We start from the raw sequence: 22,742 nt of genomic DNA on the forward strand, positions 1-22,742 counted from the left end.
CAGTTACCGGGCTCAAACTTATGGCGGTTTGATTACAGGCGGTCATTCCGCATTAAAGGCCTGGTAACCGGAAACCGGTAACTGGTAACCGTGACCTAAATAAGAAAAGAAACATGGAAGCCCACAGAGATAGTATATATACAAAAGGCTTGATTTTACTATCAGGCGCTGCCGTTTTAATGCTCGTATTGTTCGTTAAACTGTTTTTCACGCTGTCGCCCGGTTTAACCCGTTCAACCGAAGCATTGCAGACAGGGCATGCCATTAAACTGGAAGCCGGTCTCAACAAAGATTCCCTTCGTCATTTGATCAGCGGTGGTAACTATTTTACCGATGACCGCGATGTTGATCTGCTGGTAGACTCTTTATACCAGCGCTTAAGCACTATCGGTACCCCCGATAACCTGGGCGCTGTTAATAAATCGGCATTCGGCCTCGTGGCCCCGCTCGACTGGAAAGCGCCCAACGGCGGAATCGATTTTCAGGGGCGGCTCGAATCATCGCGCCAAAGACTGGGCTTCGATTCCGTTTTGTACAATAAAGAACTGCATGACCCCACCAGTTATCCGGCTTCCGTGACCGTTTCAACAGGTAAACTCGAGATCAAAGGCCGCATTGTGTACGAAGGCGAACCCATGCCCGGCACCCTGGTGCAATTGCGGGAACATATTCCTACGCTCGATGAAGATACCCTGTACGATCACGTGTTGTATGCCCGAACCGACAGCGAGGGGGAATTTCAGTTCACTGGCTTACACAAAGATTCCGGCTACAGTGTATTGCCGCTGAAACCCGGCTTTGAATTCGGTGGCCGGCAGGGCAGCGCCAGTCTGGCGAAGAACAAGTCAGTAATCTTCACCGGCAAACCGCACAAGATCCGGTTGATCGGTCCCATCGCGTATGGCCAGATCAAAGAAGATGGTGTGCTGCTGATCAGGACCCCCGAAGAATTTATCACGGCTTACTGGCTGATCGCCGGCGGTTGTATCCTGGCCTTTTTTCTGGCCCATCTTATTTTATGGCTGCGGAAAAAACAGCCTGATGTTTTTATCTTACCGCTGCTGCTGATGTTATGCGGCATCTCCATTTTATTATTATTCAGTATTCAAAATCCACTCACCGATACTTTACATGCGGCCCAGGCCCTGCAGGGGGTTATTGTGGGACTGGCCGCTTTTGTCGTTTTTGCGCTGATCGATATCCGTAAACTATATACCCGCTGGTGGTTCGATGCCCTGTTCAATTCCAAACATAAAAATGTGTATGGCCTGCGGGGGTGGACCTGGCTCGTGCTCGCCATCAGCATGGCTTTGTTAACCCTGCTTATTGGTACGGGACCCGAAGGCAGTGGCGTTAAAGTGAATATTCAACTGGGTGGCTTTACGTTCCAGCCCAGTGAAATAACCAAATACCTCCTGCTCCTGTTCCTGGCTGGTTTCTTTGCGGCCAATGAAGAGAATATCCGCAATTTATCAGATATCCGCTGGCGTTTCCAGGTAAGCATCGGCGTGCTGCTGGGCACCGGCCTGCTGCTCGCCCTCTACCTGCTCATGGGCGATATGGGGCCTGCGATGGTCATGTGTTTTACGTTCCTGTTCTTCTTCAGCATTGCCCGTGGTAATCTATTGTTGACGCTCCTGGCAGGTGTGGTATATTGTCTGTTATTGACCTGGCTGCCCGGCTGGCTGGCCACTGCTATCAGTTTTGTGGCCGTTATTGTAACCATGATCATCCAGCGCCAGGTAAAAACGGTAAAGTGGTATGGCGCCCTGGCGGTGCTGGCCGATGCGCCGGTGATCGTATTACTGGTGATCGCAGCCTTTGCCTTTGGCGATCAGCTGCCCGGGATCGGCGACCGCCTGGCCGATCGCAAAGCGATGTGGTTAAGCCAGTGGGATAATGACGTTTTTGGCGGCGACCACCTCGCGCACAGTTACTGGACACTGGCCTCCGGCGGTTTAACCGGACAGGGGCCCGGCCGTGGTTTCCCCAATACCATGCCCGCAGCGCATACGGATATGATCCTGCCGAGTATCGGTGAAGAACTGGGCTGGCTCGGACTGGTCGCTGTCTTCCTGTTGTTCGGCATCCTCATCCACCGTTCTTTCCTGCATGCGCGCCGTGCCGGACAACCATTCAGTTTCTATTTATGCGCGGGTATCGCCATCGCCACCGGTATTCAATTCCTGCTCATCGCCGGCGGTTCCATTGGTCTGCTGCCATTGACCGGTGTTACCGTTCCGTTCCTGAGTTATGGTAAGATCTCGCTGATCGTGAACCTGGCCGCCATGGGTATTGTAGCTGGTATTTCTTCCCGGCCCGGCCTGGCCATTCAAACTGAACACCTGCGCAAGTATTATGATTTTGTACTGGGCACCGGCATCCTCTTCTTTCTGGCAGGTATAGCCGTATTAATGGTGAAGCTGTACCAGGTGCAGGTGGTGAATAGTAAAGAGATTCTGGTAAGACCGGCCCGCGTTATTAACCGGAATGGTTTGCCCATCTATAGTTATAATCCGCGCATCGATAAACTCACCCGGGTGCTGGCCGCCGGCAATATCTACGACCGCCATGGCCTGGTCATTGCCACCAGTGAAGCCAATACCATCAAAAGCCAGATGCAGTCGTATCTCGCCGCCGGTATCGATACGATGCAACTGCAAAACCTGGTGCAGAAACGGGTGCAGCGCTTTTATCCGTTCGAAGAAGACCTGTTCTTCTGGACCGGCGATTATAACTCGCGCCTTTTCTGGGGACAAAGCAATGGTTATTTTGCGGAAGCCCGCCACCTCACTGCTTTGCGGGGGTATGCTACCAGCCCCGAGAAACGCGATTATGTAAGCACAGAGTACCGCCCGGACCGGTTTACCAAACCGGTGCAAAAGACCATTAAACTGGTCAGCTATGATTATTCACCGCTGGTAGAAAGCCTGCAATCGGGCATCGACACCACCAATGAAGCGGTGCGAACGATCAAACACAAAGACCGCGATATCCATTTGACCATCGATGCGGCCCTGCAGAAAGAGATCCAGGACTCTTTGCAGAAAAGCAATTTTAAAAACAACCGCATTGCCGTTGTGGTAATGGATGCAGCCAGCGGCGATCTGCTGGCATCGGCATTGAACCCTTTGCCCAACCTGCAGATGCCCGACCTCATGTTATTGCCCGACCGCGAACGCAATAAACTGCCCAAACCGGTTACCGATCGCGACCTGGGTATGACCTATGCCACGGCCCCCGGTTCTACCGCCAAGATCTTGACGGGTATGGCGGCCTTTAACAAAATGGGCGCCGATGCCGCCAAAATAAAATACACCGATATCTACCGCAATGAGATCTTTCGCGATAATCCGACCGAGCAGGAGCCGTTCATTCCCAAAGTAAATTATGTCGACATGCGCGAAGCGATCATCAATTCGAGCAATATCTTTTTTATTCGTATGGCCAATGAGAACAGCCTCGAAGACCAGATGGCTGCCCTGTACCAGGCGACCGGTATGAATATCAATCAACGCGGCGGTTACGATTATGCACCCACGCCGAACAGGGAAAAACAGTCGGAAGACCTGGCCAACTGGCGCAAAGAGGTAATGAACCACGACCGGCGGGCGTATAACAATCCGCGCCTGCAGGGCACAAAGAACCGGTATCGCAGTCCGTTCTCGGGGCTGGCCTGGGGACAAAGCACCCTCACTGCTACGCCGGCTGCCATGGCGCGTATGGCCGGCGCCATTGCCAATAACGGGGTGCTGATGCCTACAAAATATGTCTTGAAAGAAGCAGGCATGCGGCCGCCGGCAGCGCCCGGTGTTGAGCTGGCTGAAGATACCGCCTTTGCGGGCACGCTTACGCGGTATATGATCGATCAGAGCAACCAGCCGGGCAAACAAAAAATTAAGAATATAGTAGTGGCGGGAAAAACGGGTACGCCCGAGCGGGTGATCAATGGCGAGATTGAATCCGACGGGTGGTATGTGTTCTTTGCGCCCACGCCGGATAAGCGGTCGCGCACCGTAACCTGCATCAGGATTGAAAGAGGAAAGGGTTCATCGAACGCGGTGCAGGTAGCCAATGCGATCGCGAAAGTGTTGGAGAAGCGGGGGTATCTCGTTTCGTTTTAACGCTTGCAAAGCTTGAGCACCCTGTGAAGGGTTGCCGGTTCCCGGTTACCTGTTTCCGGGCTTATAGTTCAACCTGCTGACAATTTGCTCGAGCACCGAAGTTCAGGGCCCGGCGACCGGTAACCGGCGACTGGAAACTGCTAAAAAAACGGGATCAATAAAATTAATAAACAACAATAACCGTAATGATAAACTTTTTAAAACGTCTGTTAACCAACCCCACGCCGGCACCGCCATCGGGCAGCGACGCAGCGCCGGCTGCAGGCAATCATCAGCCAGGCCTCAGCATTCCGGCTACCCGCAGCAGGCGGGAGGAGATCATCCGGTTTATCATCAATGCATTAAAACCATATATTGATGAAAAGGCACACACCATTGCGGGTTTGCGGTTATACGTGGTATGTACCGACAAGGAGCAGGAAGAGATCCTGGAAGTAGCGCTTTGCACCGATACGCCCGGCATGTTTAAAAAAGACCACCTGGAACGAAAGCTGGTGAATAACTTCATACAGTTGTCGCCCGACTGGTTCTTTGAATACCATGCGGTAAAAGATAGACTGCCCGACTATTGCATTACGCATGGCACTATGGGCCTGGAAGTGATCCGGCGGGGGCAGGACCTGGTGCAAAATTATTCTGTTGCGCGCCTGCAGGTGCTGGCCGGACAAACAGAGTTTACTGAATATGAGCTGAACCCGCAAAAACAGTTGAAGTTTTCGATCGGCCGCACGCGGCATCCGAAATTATCGTCGGGTAAAATACACACGAATGACATCGTTTTCTGGGGGCAGGATGATCCGCAGTTCGATGCGCAAAAAGCGGCGCCCAACCTGCATGTGAGCCGGAATCATGCCTATATACAATACAATCCGCAGCTGGATAAATTTTTCTTATTTCCCGACAGGGGCGGACTGCCGGAGAATGGCAACAAGACGAGGATCTACACGATCGATGACAAAGTAAAATCATTGAACGTACCCGGCGTGGCGCACGAGCTGCAAAGCGGAGACCAGATCGAATTGGGGGGTGCGGCGATTTTGATTTTTACTCAAGCATAAAATGAATGCTACTGGTACAAAACATGAATGTGCAGATGTGCTAATGGGCTGATGTGCTAATTGAAAGCAAAGCAGGCTGGAACGCCTTGATGATTGAAAAACCTGTTTTTTTCAGTCTATATAAAAAGACCTGTAAGATCTACGTTCACTCGTTTATCTTCCAGATCTTTTCATTAGCACATCAGCAAATTAGCTAATTATATTTCCATTATCACATTATCACATTTTCATTAGCACATTAGCCAATTAGCAAATTAGCTAATTGTCTTTCCATTATCAAATTATCACATCATCACATTATCACATTTTCATTAGCTAATTACTCATGGCTCTCATACATGCCAGCGTATCAAAGCAATCGCGGAAATGTGTGCATTGTCCTTCCTCATTGAATTCATACATCATGGCCCAGGAAGAGGAGAAACGTTTATTGGTATTAAGGGCCATGGCGGTGTAATGACCGGTGGCGATCACCAGGTTGCCGTTCTCCAGGATATGTTCCGGCGTCATTTCAGTGATCTGGAGTGTATTTGCCAGTTTGCCAAAGAATTCTTTGATGTCTTCCCGGCCATGATAAATGCCGGAAAAAGGAATATCAGGCTGCCCCATTACTTCCCAGATGCAATCGTTGCTGAGGTTGTTGAGAATGGTTTCGATGTCGCCCCGGTTAAAGGCGTCATACAATTGACTTACTTTCTGGCCATGGTGAACTAATGTTTCCATACAAGATTTTTTTGCGGTGAATAAATGGCATTACTACCTTTCAAAGGAGTGCGGCTTCCTTTGCCAACAGGAATTGTAAGTATATCAGGATTGGGTAAGAAATAAAAAAGGAGCGTTTATAAATATACTACAATTAAGAGGCGAACGATGCAAAAAAGCAAAGCTTTATTTTTTTGTGATAACGATCAATTCAGTTTCTTTCTGTACATATAAAACTATTGATGCGCAATTGATCAGATCAAACCGGAGTAATTCAAAGGCTTAACTTTAAATTACCGGTTATAGTACCGTAAAAAGACGGGATTTCAAACATTATTTTGTTAAACATTTTTATTTTTCACAGAGAAGATTTAATTTACTTCTTGATTGAGATTAACAACCCAAAGACCACTTTTCAAATAGGATTAAGGTTCTCTCTCTGATTATTAGTATCCTGTACCGGATTAAGAAACACTGTTATCGGAATGTTTTGCTGTAAGGATGAAAAACGCTGATTAGTGCTTCTCGCTGTGTAATTACCTCGTGTACTTACCTGATTTGTATTGTTTACAGTTATTACCAAAAAGATGAGTCAAAAACCTTTTATTTTGATTGCTGATGATGACCAGGAGGACCGTTATTTGTTGCATACTGCTTTTGAAGAGATTGGCCGGTCGAACGATATATACCTGGTTGAAAACGGATTGCAGGTATTCAAATACCTCGATATGTCGACCGAGCAGTCAGGCATGCCCTCATTGATAGTGCTTGATCTTAACATGCCCATCCTCGATGGCATGGAAACCCTTTCACGTTTAAAAGCCCACAAATTATACAAGAACATCCCTGTAATCATGTTCACTACCTCGGTGCATGAGGTAGAAAAGGCAAGATGCCTTGAAATAGGAGCGGTTGATTTCATCAAGAAACCAGCCCGCTTTCAACAGACGATCTCAACAGCTAAATTTCTGCATGAATCAGCTACCGGCAGCCAGCAGGCGGCCCTGAGGGGCTAACGCCCTGCATTGGCGAATACGGCTTCAATGACCTTCATATTGTTGATGGCGTCCTGTAAAGGAGTAGGTACGGGTGTGTCGTGTAAGACCGCCTGCGCAAACAGATCGCCCTGCAAGGTATATTGATCAATGGGTTCAAACTCCATTTCTTCAGCGCCTTCTTTGGTATGCAGCCACAGGCGGGTAGCCAGGTGGGGCGGCGCATTAAAAGGTATTTCAATTTCAACCCGGCCTTCGGTGCCCAGGATCTGCACGCGCTGGTAGGGCATTAGCTGGGTAGAACAGGTAAAGGTGGCTGTTCCGTTCACAAATTCAAGAATGCCCGATGCCATGGTGTCTGTGAGCAATACGGGGTCAATAGTAACATGGCCCAATACGCGAAGCGGCTCGCTGTTGAACAGGAAGCGGGCCAGTGACACGCAGTAGCAGCCGATGTCCATCATGCCGCCACCGCCCGTTTCTTTCTGGTTCCTGATGTTATTGGGATCGGCATTATAATACGAGAAGAAGGAATGTACGGTTTTCAGTGCCCCAATGCGGGCGTCATCAACCAGTTCTTTGGCCAGCACCCATTGCGGATGAAAGCGGTACATAAAAGCTTCCATCACTTTTATAGCCGGGTATTGCTGCGACACTTTAAGCAGCTGCATAGCCTCGAGCGCCGTTAGTGCGATCGGTTTTTCACACAGTACATGTTTGCCCGCCTGTATTGCCTTCGTTGCCCACTCTACATGCAAATGATTCGGCAGGGGAATGTACACAGCATCTACATTGGCATCTTTCAATAGTTCTTCGTAGGAGCCATAGACCGTAGGAATATGTAACCGGTCGGCCGTTTCCTGTGCCTGTGCTTTATTGCGCGAGGCAATGGCAGTTACTTCACAAAACCGGCCGCGTTGCAGGGCTGGTATTACTTTCTCCCGGGCTATTTTGGCAGTGCTTAATATTCCCCAGCGGATCTTGCTCATGATGAACGATATTAAAGTGAAAACTGGCCCGTCTGCAGCTGCGACAAACATCAGCGCCGGAGCACGAAGGCGGGATCAAATTTAAGGGAAACCATTTTTATACTTCAAAGTTGTTGCGCACTACTGGGGATTGGTTAAAGGTTTAACAGTGAAGTAGTATAAGCAGCCGGCGTTTAACTAATTATTACCATTGGTGTGTTGTTGCAACAATGTGATCAATAGATGCCACATTTGTGAAGGAGATTCCACGATGGGTTTTATGTGGATAAATGTTGATGAAGAAAAGGGAAGATCTAAGTCTTTGTGTATTAAAGTACATCCAGGGTTGGTACAGTGATTGTATTCTGATAAGTGCAGATCGTTTAAACAACTGGGTTAAAAGAGGGGCTGGATAGAGATCCGCCCCCGTTTTAATCCAAAAATACTCTTTGAAAAACTAATGTAACATAATTCAAATTACACGCCAATCGTATAATAAACTAGGTTTTGTATATCTAATTCGCATCAATGTGAATTAATTTCCTCATGAACGGGTAATTTTCTTCCTATTTATCATTCTCGCTTTGAACAGCCTGCTCCCATTCGCACAATCCCTGTAGTATACTACAATAACATTACTGTTATAAGCAAGGGGGACCGACCGTATTTTCCACATTATCTGTTGCTCTTGTTGAGGTCGCAGTTACTGCCTGTTACTCATAGACGCAAACAGGTAGAAAGAAGATGCATGACCCGCTATAAATAAAAACAGCTCAAACAGCCGAAACCTTAAGATTTTTTGTAAACAGTTCAGGAATTCACCGCTTTCTAACCGGTTTTTAATAGTCGGTAGTTGTGCTGCTGTACGTTTATTGAATGCGAGAACCATCGATGTTAATAACGTACCGTTCTTACACCATTGGTTAACCGGTGCAGGTAGATGAACCAGCGCATCGATGTTTGAAAGGGAAAGGAAAGACCGGCTTTGAATGGAGTAAAAGCTGCTTGGCGAGGCGCCTTTGGTCAGAGCCGGAACCCGCCGGAAAACCGCTTTTGGTACGAGGCGCAACCGGTTGCGTGAACAGGCCTTTAACGGCCAAATAGCCTTCCCGGGTTGCCTGCAACGGAGAGTAGGGCAGGGAAAAATGCGGCTGAAATGTCAGTTTGAAGGGCGAAAACAGTCAGGCAAATGTTAAAGAAAAGTAAAGGGTGCTACGATTTGACGCGCTTTGGTCACCTGGAATTTACGTTGGAAATCCGAGGCAAATTGGGCTGAAACCCTTGTGTAGCAGGGGTTTTGCAAAAGTTGAGCAGGTTTTGCCATAATAAAACAGTGAAAAACCTGATTATGAAAGGGCCGCTGCAGCCAGTATTTTTGCTTCATCAAACAACGGTAGCACGGTAAAGAAGAGAAAAGGAAAGAGCGCTACCCGAAGCCAAAAGCTTCAATTTAAATTCGACTTACGTTTTTTTTCATATGGCAAGCAATCGTTAGAGGTCGGCTGTTTCTACAGTGGACCTTTTTTTATGCCCCCCGGCCCCATGCCCCCTAACCCCCTAAAGGGGGCATGGGGCCGGGGGGCATAACACCCTTTTCAGCACATACCTCCCTAATAGAATAACTCAGGAACTGAACAACTGAATAACTCAGGAACTCAATAACTGATTTTATCAACGATAGCGTTACGTTATTAGTAATCAAGTTTTATTTACAACTCATGCAACCATTTCAAGGCATGATCGTCCACCAGCATGCAAACAACCGTTCCATCTACATTTAAAATCTTTTTTTCATTGCATTTTAAACGTTACAGATCATAGGCTATTATGCCTGAAGGTCGCGCTGCTTGTGGCTTTTGCAAAGCTGTAGTAACGTTAGAGATAATAATTTGGTGACAAACTGGATTATGATAGATCATGAGCGCGCTGTACTTTTACATCATCAACAACGGTAGCACGGTAAAGAAGAGAAAAGGAAAGAGCGCTACCCGAAGCCAAAAGCTTCACTTTAAATTCGACTTACGTTTTTTTCATATGGCAAGCAATCGTTAGAGGTCGGCTGTTTCTACAGTGGACCTTTTTTTATGCCCCCCGGCCCAATGCCCTCTAACCCCCTAAAGGGGGTATAATACCCTTGGCCATAACACCCTTTTCAGCACATACCTCGCTAATAGAATAACTCAAAAAACTAAATAACTCAGGAACTGAACAACTGAATAACTCCACTAGCGTTTTGATATTAGTCAAACATATTCAATTGGTTATGATTTAGATCTTTGAAATATTGTTTTTGAGTTTGTTGAAATAGTTGATTTATGGGCATTCTTTCAAAAATGGAGATGCTTAAAATTTGTATTATTTCGTAAAGCGATTGATGAAGCATAAATTTCTTCTTAGCAATGGCTACCAGAACATATACAGACACAGCAATCCATACTTGAGTTTTTACCGCATTTTCCGATTGTCCCCAAAACGACTTGATTTTTAAATGCTGTTTAATCCATTTAAAGAACAATTCAATTTTCCATCGATGCTTATAAAGCTGAGCTATCTCAGTTGCTTTAAGATGAAAATTGTTTGTAAGGAAAACAAATTGTATCCCGCTTTCATTATCATAGAATTTTATCCTGCGAATTTTCTCAGGATAATCTTTAGCAACATAGAAATTGTTAAGTAGAACGCTTTGATCACAGAGCACTCCATTGCTTTTGTCAGAAGAATAGGATTTAACCCGCCGACAGTTCATGTTGTCTTTAGCCCTGATGATATAAAATGCCTGACAACCATGAATCCGGTAAAGTCGCTTGTAGTCTACATATCCTCTATCCATTATATAAAAGCTATTGGCCTCATAAGAAATAAAGTCCAGTGCATTCATGTCATTAACAGAGGCTGAAGAAAAATGTATGAACTCTGGGATAGCGGTTTTCAAATCTAACTGTGTATGTAGCTTTATGCCTCCTTGTGTGCTTCGATGAGTTGCCCAATAAAACGTCGACAAGCATAAGTTAATCGTAGTTGAATCTATCGCAAACACATTGTTTTTAAGTTCTACGTCCAGGTTATTATCACCTAAATACAATTGCTTGGCTTGTTTTATTAAGAGCATTGCAAGGTCATAATAAATCAGGTACGAGCGATTTTCATTTGCAGTAGAAAGAGTGCTTTTAGCAACCACGTCACCTATGCCCAAGTGATACATTTTATCTGCATTTGCTTTTAAACACAAAATGGTATCGCTTAAGCTTTCCCGATGAGTGAGTTGCCCAAAAGCCATGCATAAAAACTGTTTCCAACAGCTAAATTCCTTAACCTTATAATCTCCTTTATAGCGCTTAACAAGGCTTTGAAACTGTTTGTGTGAAATTAGGCTAACGACTTGGGAGAAAATATATTTGCCCTGATTCATACTATTTGATAATCAATGAATTGTAAAATTCAAAGATTTCAAAAAACCAAATCGTTTCCAAGTCTATTTCCCCGCAAACTCAATACAGACAATACTTTCAAAGAACTTATTATTAAAACATCAAAACGCTAGTGGAATAACTCAATAACTGAATAACTTAATAACTGAACGATAGCGTTACGTTATTGGTAATCAAGTTTTATTTACAACACATGCAACCATTTCAAAGCATGATCGTCCACCAGTATGAAAACAACTGTTCCATCAACATTTAAAATCTTTTTTTCATTGCATTTTAAACGTTACAGATCATAAGCTATTATGCCTGGAGGTCACGCTGTTTGTGGCTTTTGCAGAGCTATAGTAACGTTAGACATAATAATTTGGTGACAAACTGGATTATGATAGATCATGAGCGCGCTGTACTTTTACATCATCAACAACGGTAGCACGGTAAATGAGGAGAAAAGGAAAGAGAGCGCTACCCGAAGCCAAAAGCTTCACTTTAAATTCGACTTACGTTTTTTTCATATGGCAAGCAATCGTTAGAGGTCGGCTGTTTCTACAGTGGACCTTTTTTCTTTTGCCTCCTAACCCTCAACCCCCCAGCCCCTTAAAGGGAGAGACCCCACGCGCAATACCCATCCGACTGAACAACTTTATAACTGAACAACTGAATAACGCGAGAACTGAACAATTCAAGAGCTGAATAGCTGTTTTATCAACGAAAATAACCTTATTAAATAGTCAGAAGTACGTATTAACGCAATAGGATGCTTATCAACAATAAAGCGTGAGTTTTGCTTGTCATTGTAAATGCCTTGGCTGTTTCTTCTACAAAATAATACTTTGTTGATACCGTCTTTACATAGTCGATGACTGATCAAGAATCCAGATGTGATTAAGCCACTTATGCTCGACGACCTTTTTTTGAACTCGATCTTTGCGGAATAAAGTTCATGGTCCTGCAAGCGGAATGGCGCCATGACTTCGTATGCTTTTCGGCTCAGTAATAATCCGTTTGCATTTATACTGGAATAGGAAGATCAGTCAAAGATGTTTGCATCCATCTGTAGCTGGAATGGTGTCAGGAACTTTTTACCGCCTGGTTCCACAATTGAAGTAAGGGTCAAAATTCCAGCGGAATAAAATTGGAAGAGATTCTGCCGCCCTGAATCCTTCCTTTTAGTAATTATCCCGATCGGGTCCACAGGACGGTTTTTACAAGTTCGTTATACCCGATCGGGACCATATAATCAAAAATTTGCTATATTTAAACCCGAAAGGGTATAAAAACTGTATGGAAAACTCTAGAATATCAACTTTTGTAAAATACAACAGGCAGCGCCTTGGCTTGTCCCAAAAAGATCTTGCTGAACGATCAGGAGTAGGTCTTCGCTTTATTAGAGACTTAGAACAGGGGAAAGAATCCTTACGGCTTGACAAAGTGAATCAGGTCTTATACTTGTTTGGTCATATAATGGCACCTGTACCATCTAAGCAGTTTGATCCATATGATATTCTTTTAAATTACTTGCAGCAAAATGTACGAATAGAACTTCGAAATAAAAAAGTAATATATGGGACTATCATTAGTGCCGTATATGATAACGGTAATATTTCCGGCTGGCGGGTGCATTCCGGGACAACCGAAGAGAAATTTGTTCCGCTTAACGATATTCAAGGAATTAAACTAGGTTTTGAATGAGAAAACAGGGAAAAGTTTTATACAAGAATCTTTATGCCGGAATTATATGGCAGGATGAAAACGGTTATGGCTTTCAGTATGATAAACATTATCTGAATTCACAAGCACCTTTTCCGGTAAGCTTGACATTACCACTAAGGGAAGAACCGTATTTGAGTAATACTATGATTCCATTTTTTGATGGATTGATACCTGAAGGATGGTTGTTAGAAATAACAGTCAAGAACTGGAAAGTAAACAGGAACGACCGGATGGAAATATTATTAATCGCCTGCAAAGATTGTATTGGTGCAGTTAGTATTGAACGTATAAAGGATGTAGCCAGCAATGAAGAATAAACGTTGTTTATATTGTTATCAACTATTGAGTGAAAATGAAATAGATTTTCACAGCCGCTGTAGCAGCAAAATGTTCAGTACCGCTGTTCCGCCCGTACTGGAATACAGCAAAGACAGTATGGAAGAAATAGCCCGGCAAATAATTCTTAGAAGTGTGGCCGTAACCGGAGTTCAATCAAAATTGGCACTGACAATAGAGCCACAACCTGGTGATCCAAAAAGGTCACGATTTACGATTGTCGGGTTATGGGGAGGTTATATACTTAAACCGCCATCGTCCGAATTTCCGAGCCTTCCTGAAAATGAAGATCTGACAATGCATCTGGCAACAATCTTTGGTATTGCAACGGCTGAACATGCATTAATCAGACTAGCATCGAATGAACTCGCTTATATCACTAAGAGGTTCGACAGGGTGGGAAATGAAAAGCTGGCAATGGAAGACATGTGTCAACTTACAGAAACACTTACAGACGACAAGTACAGGGGTTCCATGGAAAAGATTGGTAAGTATATTGAAAGGTTTTCCTCTCAGCCTGGCCTTGATAAAATTACATTTTTTGAAATGGCGCTTTTTTCATTTCTGACAGGGAATGCCGATATGCATTTGAAAAATTTCTCGCTGTTAACATCCAAAGACAATTTAGTACAGCTTTCCCCGGCATACGATATGTTAAACACAAAATTAGCATTGCCAAAGGACACAGAGGAGCTTGCATTGACACTAAATGCCAAGAAAAGAAAATTAAGCCAATCTGATTTCAACCGATTTGGGCTTGCTTTGAATATTCCCGAAAATGTACTGAACCGAACCTATAGCAGGTTTGCTAAACAATTAAATGTGGCAATAAATTTTATTAAGATATCTTTTTTAAGCCCAAAAGAGCAGAAGGCATATACGACATTGCTGCAGGAGAGAGCGGTAAGGGCAGGTATAAGTTGAAATGCTCATGAAGTTATGTCGGTAAATAAAACTACTAGGCTCGGTGCTATTATAACTGTTGACTATGTCTATAAAAAAATTATATAATAACTATTTCATCTAATCGAATAATACATATATTTGATTCAACATACACGACTACGTTAAGCATCTCTGATTTTTGTCGCACTCTACACACCCATTTATCCAGATCCAACCATTTCAGTGGCATTTAAAATAATGTTTATGCAGGACCATGTCTTGCAAATAGTCTTGTAACTGTTTAAAACATTTAATATGTCATTTATTGCCAAGCTGCAATTGCAGAATGAGGACGAGATCAGTGTGCTCAAATGTAGTTATCGTTTTTACCAGAATCTTGATCCCGGCGGAAGGGTTGCCACCTTGCCATTAGGTGGCATCATTAACCTTAGTCTGGTGAGTAGTACCAATCCCAGTTTATTTGAGTGGATGATTGAAAAGCATCAGAAAAAGAACGGGACGATCACATTTATCCGGTACGACACCATGAGTAAATTAAAAACGCTGGAGTTTGTGGATACACTTTGTGTGGAGTATCACGAAACATTCGATCCCACTGCAGAGCATCCCATGGTGTTACAGCTGGTGTTAAACGCTCACGTTATTAAGATGGAAGGGCTCGTTTTTAAAAAGCACTGGGCGCCTTGTTAAGTAAATCACTTATTATTTATGGCACGTACTATTCAAACGATCATTAATATCAATGGGGTTATAATCAGGGATCAGTCAGCACTCCATATCAGCCAGAAAATATTCGAGCATCATACATTTCGGTTTGTTTGTCCAACTGAAGGCAGAGATGAACAGTTGAATAGATTATTAAAGGAACCGCAAAAATTATTAGGCGCGCCCCTTCATATAAAAGTCGTTTTGACGAAAGATAGCCCGGAATTGTTGTTTTCAGGAGTGATAATGGAGGTGGAAAAAGCCAGCAATAATGAACATCCTTCCAATATTATAATCAAAGGGTATAGTCCAACTATTTTATTGGACAATGGCCGGCATTGCCAGTCGTTTGAACGCAAACCAATAAAGAAAATCGCAAATAAGATTTTACAAGAGTACCAGTCTGCGGGATATTCCTATAGCGTTGATCCATCTTACAAGGAAACGTTTCACTACCAGGTACAGTATAATGAAACGGACTGGCAGTTTTTAAAGCGGTTGGCCAGCACCTGGGGTGAGTGGTTGTATTACAATGGACAAAAACTGGTGCTGGGATCTGCAGATCACAAAAAGGTTAAGTTGACCTATAAAGAGCATTTATTCAGGTTTGGATTACAAATGTGTTTAAAGCCGGGCGAATGTAACATGAAGGCATACGATTATGTAGCAGGAGAAGTATATAATAGTCGCCTTGATTTGCAGGCAAATGCTGAGAAAAACGATTTGCGGGCCAACCTATTGGATCAGCGTCAAAAGTTTTATAGCGCAGCAGGGGAGGTCTGGTACAATCATGATGTAAGGAAGATAAGACAGGTCGATAACTTTTTAGATAAGCAGGCAGCTATACAGCAGAGCGATATGGTGCTGTTCAGAGGCAGCAGTGATATGCCCGCCTTTCAACCCGGTGATATCCTGCAGATAGATACCGGAAGCAAAAAAGAGGAAGATCAACCGGACAATGAATACAGGATTATCTCCATTGAACACTGTTGGGATGATGCAGGAAATTATACCAATGAGTTTGTCGCGGTTCCAGCAGCGGAAAAATCTCCGCCCGTTAAACCCGTACCGGAGCCTTATTGTGAAGCACAGCCGGCGGTGGTGGTTGAGAATTATGATAAAGAGGGCTTTGGCAGGATAACTGTGAGGTTCCATTGGATGGAAGGCACAGCGAAGACGCCCTGGCTTCGGGTGGTGTCGCCGTATGCAGGAAAAGGGAACGGATTGTATATTATGCCTGAAATAGGGGATGAAGTGATGGTTGCTTTTGCGGGTGGGCATGCCACGCAACCGTATGTAATAGGTGCGGTTTATAATGGCAGAGCCAAAACCGCCTTTGGGAATGAAGGAAATGATGTAAAGGCCATGCAGTCCCGGAGCGGTAGCCAGCTATTAATGAACGATGATCAGGGAAGTATTACGATGCAGGACAAGCAGGCCAACAGCATACTTCTCGATGGAGAAGGAACCATTAAATTCAAAGCAAAGGATAACATTATATTGGAAGTGGGGAACACAAAGCTTGAGATGAGCAAACATGGGATACGGATCTGTGCCGGCAAAGTCAAAGTCGAAGCGACGGAAGAATTAACAATAACCAGTGGCGCCAGTGCCAATATCAACGCAAAGAAGAATATGGATATAAAGGGGGCAAAGATCAACCTCAATTAATGCATTGTAAATATCTAGCTATAAATTGTAAATTTCAATAGGGTGGGCAAGCCGGCAGCACGAATAGGCGATAAACATGTATGTTTAATGGTGGCGCCAGGAGGTGTGCCACATGAAGGTGGACCGATCACTGGTCCGGGATCTTCCACTGTATTCATTGAGGGTGTTGCGGCAGCTGTAGCGGGGGATAATTGTATGTGTGTAGGAGCTATGGATACGATAATCTCAGGGTCGGGAAGTGTGTATATCGGCGGTAAGCCTGCAGCACGCAATGGAGAGCAATGTGCACATGGAGGTAATGTGTTATCTGGAAGCGGAACCGTATTTATTGGTGGAAGGACGGTGCGGATAACCTTTGAAATTAAGACTCCTGAGTTCGTTGAACCATCAGCAGAGCAAAAGGCGATATTAATAGAACAGGCGATTAAAGATTGTATTGTGTTACTGGAAAAGAAACTCGCTTTAATGGAATGCGGTGATGAAAAGACAATGTTGGCGTTTAAAAAGTGGTTTGGAAGGAATGATGCCGGGGCGGTATATAAAATATTGGATCGGATTAGGAAAGCTTTGGAGGTAAGTAAGGGGTTAACTGTCAATAATTTTAAGGAATTAGTAGATGAGAAAGAAAAAAGAGAAATATTTGCGATTTCATATCAAAATGATAAAGAATACAGAATTATGACCGGTATTGCTTTTTGGAAAGCTGAAGCTATAGGTAAAGATTCTAGAGCTGGAGCAATTGCGCATGAATTGTCTCATTTTGAGTCTGTAGGAAGTACAGAGGATGTAATATATGGAGAAAAGGACTGTTTAAAGTTAGCAGCGAGTGACCCGGAAGGTGCTTTAAATAATGCATCTACATTCGAACTTTTTATAGTAATGTAATATTAATTGTATGGAAAAGACATTTGCAGACGTTCAGTTGGATGTTGAAGTGAGAGGTGAAATCATGCTGGCACATCTAATATTTACTAATAGTACTTCAGATAAAATTTATTTGGATACAAAGACAATATGTACAAGCGGCAAAACGCGCAGAAATATTTTTAAAATTATGAGTGCAGACAATGAGAAGGTTAAATATACTGGTATGATGGAAAAACGGATTGTAGTTCCCGAAGATTTTATTCCATTAGATTCAGGAGATGAAATAAGAACAAGTGTAGAATTGAATCAGGTGTACAAGATAAATAAAGGGAGTAAATATATTATTCAATACTCGGTTTATCATCCAAGCTACTTGGATGAAGGACCCTTAAACAAGTTAGTATCCAATTCTATCGAAGTAATTTATTAATGGGCAAGCCGGCAGCACGAATAGGCGATAAGCATGTATGTTTAATGGTGGCGCCAGGAGGTGTGCCACATGAAGGTGGACCGATCACTGGTCCGGGATCTTCCACTGTATTTATTGAAGGAGTGTCTGCGGCTGTAGCGGGGGATAATTGTATGTGTGTAGGAGCTATGGATACAATAATCTCAGGGTCGGGAAGTGTGTATATCGGCGGTAAGCCTGCAGCACGCAAAGGAGAGCAATGTACACATGGCGGTAATGTGTTATCTGGTAGCGGAACCGTATTTATTGGTGGAAGGACGGTGCGGATAGCAATTGAAATTAAGAATCCTGAATTCGTTGAACCATCAGCAGAGCAAAAGGCGATATTAATAGAACAGGCGATTAAAGATTGTATTGTGTTACTGGAAAAGAAACTCGCTTTAATGGAATGCGGTGATGAAAAGACGATGTTGGCGTTTAAAAAATGGTTTGGAAGCGATGATCAGGGCGCGGTGAAGAAAATTTTAGATAGGATAAGAAAGGCGTTAAACGTTAGTAAGACTTTAAAGATTGACAATTTTTCCGTAATAATAAATGAAAAAGACAGAATGGGGCAGTATGCCAATTCTTATCCAAATGATCCAGAATATAGAATATTACTTGGGGATCGATTTTGGGAAGAAGACATACCAAATAAAAAAACAAAATCAAGTGTCATTATTCATGAGTTATCACACTTCAATGAAGTCGGAGCAACTGAAGATGTGATTTATGGCCACGAGCGTTGTTTAATCCTTGCAAATGATCATCCGCATTTGGCCATGCAAAACGCAGAATCTTTTGAATGTTTTATTATTGCCTGATGATTTAACAAATAAGAAAATTATAAAAGTAAACATATGGATCAGAGCTCTTTGAATATAAAATTAAATATTGAAAAACGTCAAGACTTATTGGTAGCGCATTTACTGTTCTCGAATAATACAACTGATGAAATTTATTTGGATAGACAAACTTTATGCACAGATTCAAAAACTCATAGAAATGTTTTTAAAGTGTTTGATGAAAAAAAGAATAAGGTTGATTATGTTGGTCGTTTTGTAAATCGAGAGGTGAGACCAGAGGATTTTTTTGCACTTAAAGCTGGCGAAAGTGTTCAAACAAGCGTGGTATTAAGTGAAGTGTATAAAATTACTACGGGAAATAAATACTTTATTCAATATTCGGTATTTCATCCGACATATATGGATGACGCTGGATTTACAAATCTCGAGTCCAATATTGTAGAGGTATCTTATTAATAGACGACCAGCAGCATTGTCCATTTACGCTGCTTATCCTAATCGTCATTATGTTAGCGCTCCTCATAATGCATGTAATTTTTATCCAAGAATGACTTCAGGCGGGCATTGCAGCCCTGCAATCAGCACCGAAGTAGATACATCAAGTACAATTCTCATCAACTTTTATTTGAATTAACCCACGAACGGGTAAAAAAATCTACTAATCCACATTACAGACCAAAGAAGTTAATTGTTGCAATGGAAACCATATCGCAAAGCGGTGAGGGTACCAAATTTGCAACTATTCCATTCCCTTACCGGGTGAAATAATTACCCTGCGACCTGACGATTGCCGCGAATGCACCTAAACAAAACGTAATGCGTGTATGAGAAAATATTATTGGGCGATGCCATCTGTGCCATTTGAATACGATGCTTTTACAGCCTGCCTGCCGGCTCCCTGTAATGGAATATCCTGCAGAATCGATACTTCGTTCAAGATCAATAATAGTAAAATCATTAATGGTTTAAAATCCGGCGATGGCTAATGCCGCCGGTATCAGGTGGTCCGTTCCAAACACGGGCGTGGGCCTCAAGGGTCCTGCTACGCCGCTGGCGGTAACCTCCTGGTCGTTGAATCACCTCAATATCCTGGGATCGTTTAAGATATGCCACATCTGTTCAGGCCGCCCTGCGGCAGAATGGTGTGGCATTCTTGTTTCTCAACCGATACTTTGGCTTGAATTCTGTACTATCTTTGGTCTGGAATTGTTCTCAACAATGGTTGCCAAACCGCATCCGTCCCGCGTACCTCCCGTATTTGTATGGCCATTCTATTGCATAGCCTTCAGGGAATCAAACTTATCTTTTGAATTGACGACGCTGTACCTCAAATAATAACATTAAAAGTGTAATGTATGCGTGCGATGTGGAAAGGGTCGATCGGGTTCGGCCTGGTTAACATCCCTGTGCGGATGTATGTTGCTACTGAGGAAAGCTCCATCCCGTTTGTGCAGCTCGACAAAAAGACCAACAGCCGCGTTCGGTATAAAAAGGTCAGCGAGTCCACCGGCAAGGAATTGTTCCAGGAGGATATTGTACGTGCCTACCAGATGGGCGAAGATTATGTGATCGTCGAGGATGCCGACTTCCAGAAAGCAGCTCCCGAAAAGATCGATCACCTCGAGATCACCCAGTTCATCAATGAAAAAGAAATAGACGCCGTCTATTACGAAAAGCCTTACTACCTCGAGCCCGATAAAATGGGAGCGAAAGCCTATGTGCTCCTGCGCGATGCCCTCAAAAAAGAAAACAAAGCCGCCCTCGGCCCCCTGGTATACCATAACAAAGAATGGATCTGCCTCATAAAACCGCTCCGCAAAGTGCTGGTCATGCACCGCCTGCGCTTTACCGATGAAATTCGAAGCGAAGCGGGTATCGTAGTCCCCGATACCGCCATTAAACCCGAGGAATTGAAAATGGCCAGTATGCTCATCGGGCAACTCACCAAACCTTTCAAGCCCGAAGATTATAAAGATACCTACTCGGAGAAATTAATGAAAGTGATCGAAGCCAAAGCAAAAGGCAAACCTACCGGCAAACCGTTGAAGGTGGCGCACAATGCTACCACGGTAGATCTTATGGAGAAGCTGAAGGCAAGCCTGAATGTAAAACATACCAAAAAAGCATCCTGATAACGGCTTACATTACTGAAATACACTTCTTAAAAGGATAACACATAATATAATCTATACGGTATTTGTTGTCATGACGAATACACATTTTTATTTCCTGCTTTTGTCAAGCGGCCGCCCCAATTGTTTGTATATATAAACGCATCTTTTAAAGGCCCGGGCTTCTTTGCTTTCCGTTCTCTTTGCCACATACTTGCAGCTTTCTTATTTCTAAATCCTAAACTGGTTTTTTATGCTAAAAATCAAAGTATGCCTTATTGCTGCTGCCATCGCTGGCGGCGTCTTCGGCGCCATTGCGCACAAACCTCAAGCTTTGTGCGAAGGACAACCCCAATATTACAAGTTCGGGAATACTTATTTCCCCGCCGGGGAGTACGGTGTTCATTATGTTTGTCAGGCGGCCGCCGGAACGTGCACCTGGTATCAGCCCAATCCTTTTAATCCCAACAGCTGGGCGCCCTGCCGCACCGGCGCCTTTTCTTGGTTGATCAATGCGCCGGCAAAGAAATAAGCTAGCGCGGATTTTGTTCTATATGATCGTTGAGGGCAATAACTTCGGGCGGAATTGGAAATACATAACGCTGGTCGTTCGGTGTAAGGGTATATACCTCTTGTCCAAAACTCCGTTGCAGGCTAATCGCAGCGCCCTCTTTGTTCAGGCGGCGGATATCAGACCAGCGCAGCCCCCGGAACACCAGCTCTTTGCGCCGCTCCGTTAATACCAGCTGTAGCACTTCTGCGGCTGTATTTACAGCGGGTGGGGTATAGGCGCCGTTTATCCATCTGCTCTTCAGTAGTCTAACCAGGTCTTGTAAAGCTCCGGCTGCATCCTGCAGCCGCGCTTTACATTCTGCACGAATCAACAATACTTCATCTACCGCCAGGCCGCTGAAACTGAATATATAGCCACTGTACCCATAGTTGCTAATGGGGAAACCTGCATTGTCTACGGAAAAGAACAGCACTTTTCGCAAGTCTCCTGCAGCATAAGATCGATATAATAAGGAATCGATATAGCAATTTCCCGAATATAGCATAGTGGCTCCGGAATACAGGTTGCTCTGGTACAAAACTTCCTCGTTATTGGCTGTAAACGGGTTCACGACCGTGGTATCGGAGCTATTATAATCCAGGAGTTTTGCATATAATAAGAGACTACTGTCTGCATACACCAGGGCATTTGTGTAATCTCTCATGCTTAGGTACACCCTGGCAAGTAAGGCATAGGCGGCCGTCCGGGAAGGCCGGTTTTTGCGAAGGGGGTCAGGAAGGGCCGGCAGTGAATGGGCTGCCTCTTTTAGATCCTTCGTAATTTGTTCGTAGGTGCCTCCTAATGTCGCGCGGTATATCGGTTCAAAAGGATCACCCGTTAACCGCAACGGAATACCTGGGTCGGCTGCATTATTTCCATCGTAAAGGTTTGCAAATTGCAGCGCTACATTAAAAAAGGCATAACTCCTGATAAACAGCGCTCGCCCTCGCAGGTGGCTGGTCAATTGAGGCTTATCGGTCGGCAGATCCGGCAGGGCATCGAGCACAGAGTTGGCATAATACACTTGTTTATAGGGTTGGTTCCAGTCATCTACGGGTAAATTGTCAGGGAAAATCTCACGCCGCCAAAAGTAGGCATTACGTTCCGCCGGGTAAAACCGGTTGGTATCAACGATATAAAAATTGTCGGCCGAGATCTCCGGTAATGCTGGGGTCTCGGCCATGACGATCATATTGTCCAGCAGGGCTTGAGCATCTTCTAAACTATTCAAGAGGTCCAAACTACTGTCCGGAATTCTTTCTAGTTCGCTCTGTTTAGTGCAGGTAATGGAGAGCAACAGCAAAACAAGAGGCAGGATGGTTGAACGGTTAGTGGGTTTGTTATTCATAACATG

Annotated in this window: 19 protein-coding genes; 15 read left to right on the top strand and 4 right to left on the bottom strand. The window is 44.1% G+C overall.

The features are described 5' to 3' along the window. Positions 1-113 precede the first annotated feature (113 nt). Both JUB15_RS24085 and JUB15_RS24090 read left to right on the top strand, forming a co-directional pair. A complete protein-coding gene (locus JUB15_RS24085) occupies positions 114-4,124 on the top strand; it encodes an FtsW/RodA/SpoVE family cell cycle protein (RefSeq protein WP_207515210.1) in 4,011 nt (1,336 codons plus the stop codon). A 185-nt stretch (positions 4,125-4,309) separates the two neighbouring features. Next, on the top strand, positions 4,310-5,182 hold the full coding sequence (locus tag JUB15_RS24090) for an FHA domain-containing protein (RefSeq protein ID WP_207515211.1): 873 nt from the start codon (positions 4,310-4,312) through the stop codon (positions 5,180-5,182). A 315-nt stretch (positions 5,183-5,497) separates the two neighbouring features. Here JUB15_RS24090 and JUB15_RS24095 read toward each other — a convergent pair whose 3' ends face one another. Continuing rightward, entirely contained in the window at positions 5,498-5,905 is a 408-nt protein-coding gene (locus JUB15_RS24095; protein ID WP_207515212.1) for a nuclear transport factor 2 family protein, read from the bottom strand. A gap of 566 nt (positions 5,906-6,471) precedes the next feature. Between JUB15_RS24095 and JUB15_RS24100 the strand changes: the two genes are divergently transcribed. Continuing rightward, positions 6,472-6,900, top strand: coding sequence for a response regulator (locus JUB15_RS24100; protein ID WP_207515213.1), 429 nt, complete (start codon positions 6,472-6,474; stop codon positions 6,898-6,900). Here JUB15_RS24100 and JUB15_RS24105 read toward each other — a convergent pair. Together JUB15_RS24105 and JUB15_RS24110 are read right to left on the bottom strand one after the other, a co-directional pair. Beyond that, positions 6,897-7,868 carry a Gfo/Idh/MocA family protein gene (locus tag JUB15_RS24105; protein WP_207515214.1) on the bottom strand — a complete coding sequence of 324 codons (972 nt, stop codon included), beginning with the start codon at positions 7,866-7,868 and terminating at the stop codon, positions 6,897-6,899. The genes JUB15_RS24100 and JUB15_RS24105 overlap by 4 nt on opposite strands. A gap of 2,218 nt (positions 7,869-10,086) precedes the next feature. Beyond that, positions 10,087-11,256, bottom strand: a complete 1,170-nt coding sequence (locus JUB15_RS24110; protein ID WP_207515215.1) for an IS4 family transposase — start codon at positions 11,254-11,256, stop codon at positions 10,087-10,089. Between the two features lie 1,300 nt (positions 11,257-12,556). Here JUB15_RS24110 and JUB15_RS24115 point away from each other — a divergent pair. From JUB15_RS24115 to JUB15_RS24170, 12 genes are all read left to right on the top strand, one after another. Beyond that, positions 12,557-12,964 carry a helix-turn-helix transcriptional regulator gene (locus JUB15_RS24115; RefSeq protein ID WP_207515216.1) on the top strand — a complete coding sequence of 136 codons (408 nt, stop codon included), beginning with the start codon at positions 12,557-12,559 and terminating at the stop codon, positions 12,962-12,964. Continuing rightward, entirely contained in the window at positions 12,961-13,302 is a 342-nt protein-coding gene (locus tag JUB15_RS24120) for a HipA N-terminal domain-containing protein (protein WP_207515217.1), read from the top strand. Before JUB15_RS24115 ends, JUB15_RS24120 begins: the two co-directional genes overlap by 4 nt. Continuing rightward, the gene (locus JUB15_RS24125; protein WP_207515218.1) at positions 13,292-14,245 is read left to right on the top strand and encodes a HipA domain-containing protein; all 954 of its coding nucleotides are present in this window, start codon (positions 13,292-13,294) and stop codon (positions 14,243-14,245) included. Before JUB15_RS24120 ends, JUB15_RS24125 begins: the two co-directional genes overlap by 11 nt. Before the next feature lie 276 nt (positions 14,246-14,521). Next, positions 14,522-14,917: a type VI secretion system tube protein TssD gene (tssD, locus tag JUB15_RS24130; RefSeq protein WP_207515219.1), complete on the top strand. Its 396-nt coding sequence runs from the start codon at positions 14,522-14,524 to the stop codon at positions 14,915-14,917. An 18-nt stretch (positions 14,918-14,935) separates the two neighbouring features. Further along, positions 14,936-16,603: a type VI secretion system Vgr family protein gene (locus JUB15_RS24135; protein ID WP_207515220.1), complete on the top strand. Its 1,668-nt coding sequence runs from the start codon at positions 14,936-14,938 to the stop codon at positions 16,601-16,603. Positions 16,604-16,690: 87 nt separating this feature from the next. Beyond that, positions 16,691-17,488 carry a M35 family metallo-endopeptidase gene (locus JUB15_RS24140; protein WP_207515221.1) on the top strand — a complete coding sequence of 266 codons (798 nt, stop codon included), beginning with the start codon at positions 16,691-16,693 and terminating at the stop codon, positions 17,486-17,488. Between the two features lie 10 nt (positions 17,489-17,498). Continuing rightward, positions 17,499-17,900: a hypothetical protein gene (locus tag JUB15_RS24145; protein ID WP_207515222.1), complete on the top strand. Its 402-nt coding sequence runs from the start codon at positions 17,499-17,501 to the stop codon at positions 17,898-17,900. Further along, a complete protein-coding gene (locus JUB15_RS24150; RefSeq protein WP_207515223.1) occupies positions 17,900-18,742 on the top strand; it encodes a PAAR domain-containing protein in 843 nt (280 codons plus the stop codon). Before JUB15_RS24145 ends, JUB15_RS24150 begins: the two co-directional genes overlap by 1 nt. 36 nt (positions 18,743-18,778) lie before the next feature. Further along, positions 18,779-19,180 carry a hypothetical protein gene (locus JUB15_RS24155; protein ID WP_207515224.1) on the top strand — a complete coding sequence of 134 codons (402 nt, stop codon included), beginning with the start codon at positions 18,779-18,781 and terminating at the stop codon, positions 19,178-19,180. 368 nt (positions 19,181-19,548) lie between these two features. Continuing rightward, positions 19,549-19,710, top strand: a complete 162-nt coding sequence (locus JUB15_RS24160; RefSeq protein ID WP_207515225.1) for a hypothetical protein — start codon at positions 19,549-19,551, stop codon at positions 19,708-19,710. Positions 19,711-20,079: 369 nt separating this feature from the next. Continuing rightward, the gene (gene ku / locus JUB15_RS24165) at positions 20,080-20,856 is read left to right on the top strand and encodes a non-homologous end joining protein Ku (protein WP_207515226.1); all 777 of its coding nucleotides are present in this window, start codon (positions 20,080-20,082) and stop codon (positions 20,854-20,856) included. Between the two features lie 232 nt (positions 20,857-21,088). Next, on the top strand, positions 21,089-21,367 hold the full coding sequence (locus tag JUB15_RS24170) for a hypothetical protein (RefSeq protein ID WP_207515227.1): 279 nt from the start codon (positions 21,089-21,091) through the stop codon (positions 21,365-21,367). A 1-nt stretch (position 21,368) separates the two neighbouring features. Here the strand turns inward: JUB15_RS24170 and JUB15_RS24175 are convergent, their stop codons facing one another. After that, positions 21,369-22,736, bottom strand: coding sequence for a RagB/SusD family nutrient uptake outer membrane protein (locus JUB15_RS24175; RefSeq protein WP_207515228.1), 1,368 nt, complete (start codon positions 22,734-22,736; stop codon positions 21,369-21,371). Between the last annotated feature and the right edge of the window lie 6 nt (positions 22,737-22,742).

The organism is Longitalea luteola (assembly GCF_017356035.1).
In the GTDB taxonomy this organism is placed as follows: domain Bacteria; phylum Bacteroidota; class Bacteroidia; order Chitinophagales; family Chitinophagaceae; genus Niastella; species Niastella luteola.

Excerpts from the sequence above, each read along its gene's own strand:
- JUB15_RS24145 (WP_207515222.1), top strand. The coding sequence starts at position 17,499 with ATGGAAAAGACATTTGCAGACGTTCAGTTGGATGTTGAAGTGAGAGGT.
- JUB15_RS24090 (WP_207515211.1), top strand. The coding sequence starts at position 4,310 with ATGATAAACTTTTTAAAACGTCTGTTAACCAACCCCACGCCGGCACCG.
- ku (WP_207515226.1), top strand. The coding sequence starts at position 20,080 with ATGCGTGCGATGTGGAAAGGGTCGATCGGGTTCGGCCTGGTTAACATC.
- JUB15_RS24160 (WP_207515225.1), top strand. The coding sequence starts at position 19,549 with ATGAGAAAATATTATTGGGCGATGCCATCTGTGCCATTTGAATACGAT.
- JUB15_RS24125 (WP_207515218.1), top strand. The coding sequence starts at position 13,292 with ATGAAGAATAAACGTTGTTTATATTGTTATCAACTATTGAGTGAAAAT.
- JUB15_RS24110 (WP_207515215.1), bottom strand. The coding sequence starts at position 11,256 with ATGAATCAGGGCAAATATATTTTCTCCCAAGTCGTTAGCCTAATTTCA.
- JUB15_RS24150 (WP_207515223.1), top strand. The coding sequence starts at position 17,900 with ATGGGCAAGCCGGCAGCACGAATAGGCGATAAGCATGTATGTTTAATG.
- JUB15_RS24105 (WP_207515214.1), bottom strand. The coding sequence starts at position 7,868 with ATGAGCAAGATCCGCTGGGGAATATTAAGCACTGCCAAAATAGCCCGG.
- tssD (WP_207515219.1), top strand. The coding sequence starts at position 14,522 with ATGTCATTTATTGCCAAGCTGCAATTGCAGAATGAGGACGAGATCAGT.
- JUB15_RS24095 (WP_207515212.1), bottom strand. The coding sequence starts at position 5,905 with ATGGAAACATTAGTTCACCATGGCCAGAAAGTAAGTCAATTGTATGAC.
- JUB15_RS24135 (WP_207515220.1), top strand. The coding sequence starts at position 14,936 with ATGGCACGTACTATTCAAACGATCATTAATATCAATGGGGTTATAATC.
- JUB15_RS24085 (WP_207515210.1), top strand. The coding sequence starts at position 114 with ATGGAAGCCCACAGAGATAGTATATATACAAAAGGCTTGATTTTACTA.
- JUB15_RS24120 (WP_207515217.1), top strand. The coding sequence starts at position 12,961 with ATGAGAAAACAGGGAAAAGTTTTATACAAGAATCTTTATGCCGGAATT.
- JUB15_RS24155 (WP_207515224.1), top strand. The coding sequence starts at position 18,779 with ATGGATCAGAGCTCTTTGAATATAAAATTAAATATTGAAAAACGTCAA.
- JUB15_RS24140 (WP_207515221.1), top strand. The coding sequence starts at position 16,691 with ATGGTGGCGCCAGGAGGTGTGCCACATGAAGGTGGACCGATCACTGGT.
- JUB15_RS24100 (WP_207515213.1), top strand. The coding sequence starts at position 6,472 with ATGAGTCAAAAACCTTTTATTTTGATTGCTGATGATGACCAGGAGGAC.
- JUB15_RS24175 (WP_207515228.1), bottom strand. The coding sequence starts at position 22,736 with ATGAATAACAAACCCACTAACCGTTCAACCATCCTGCCTCTTGTTTTG.
- JUB15_RS24115 (WP_207515216.1), top strand. The coding sequence starts at position 12,557 with ATGGAAAACTCTAGAATATCAACTTTTGTAAAATACAACAGGCAGCGC.
- JUB15_RS24170 (WP_207515227.1), top strand. The coding sequence starts at position 21,089 with ATGCTAAAAATCAAAGTATGCCTTATTGCTGCTGCCATCGCTGGCGGC.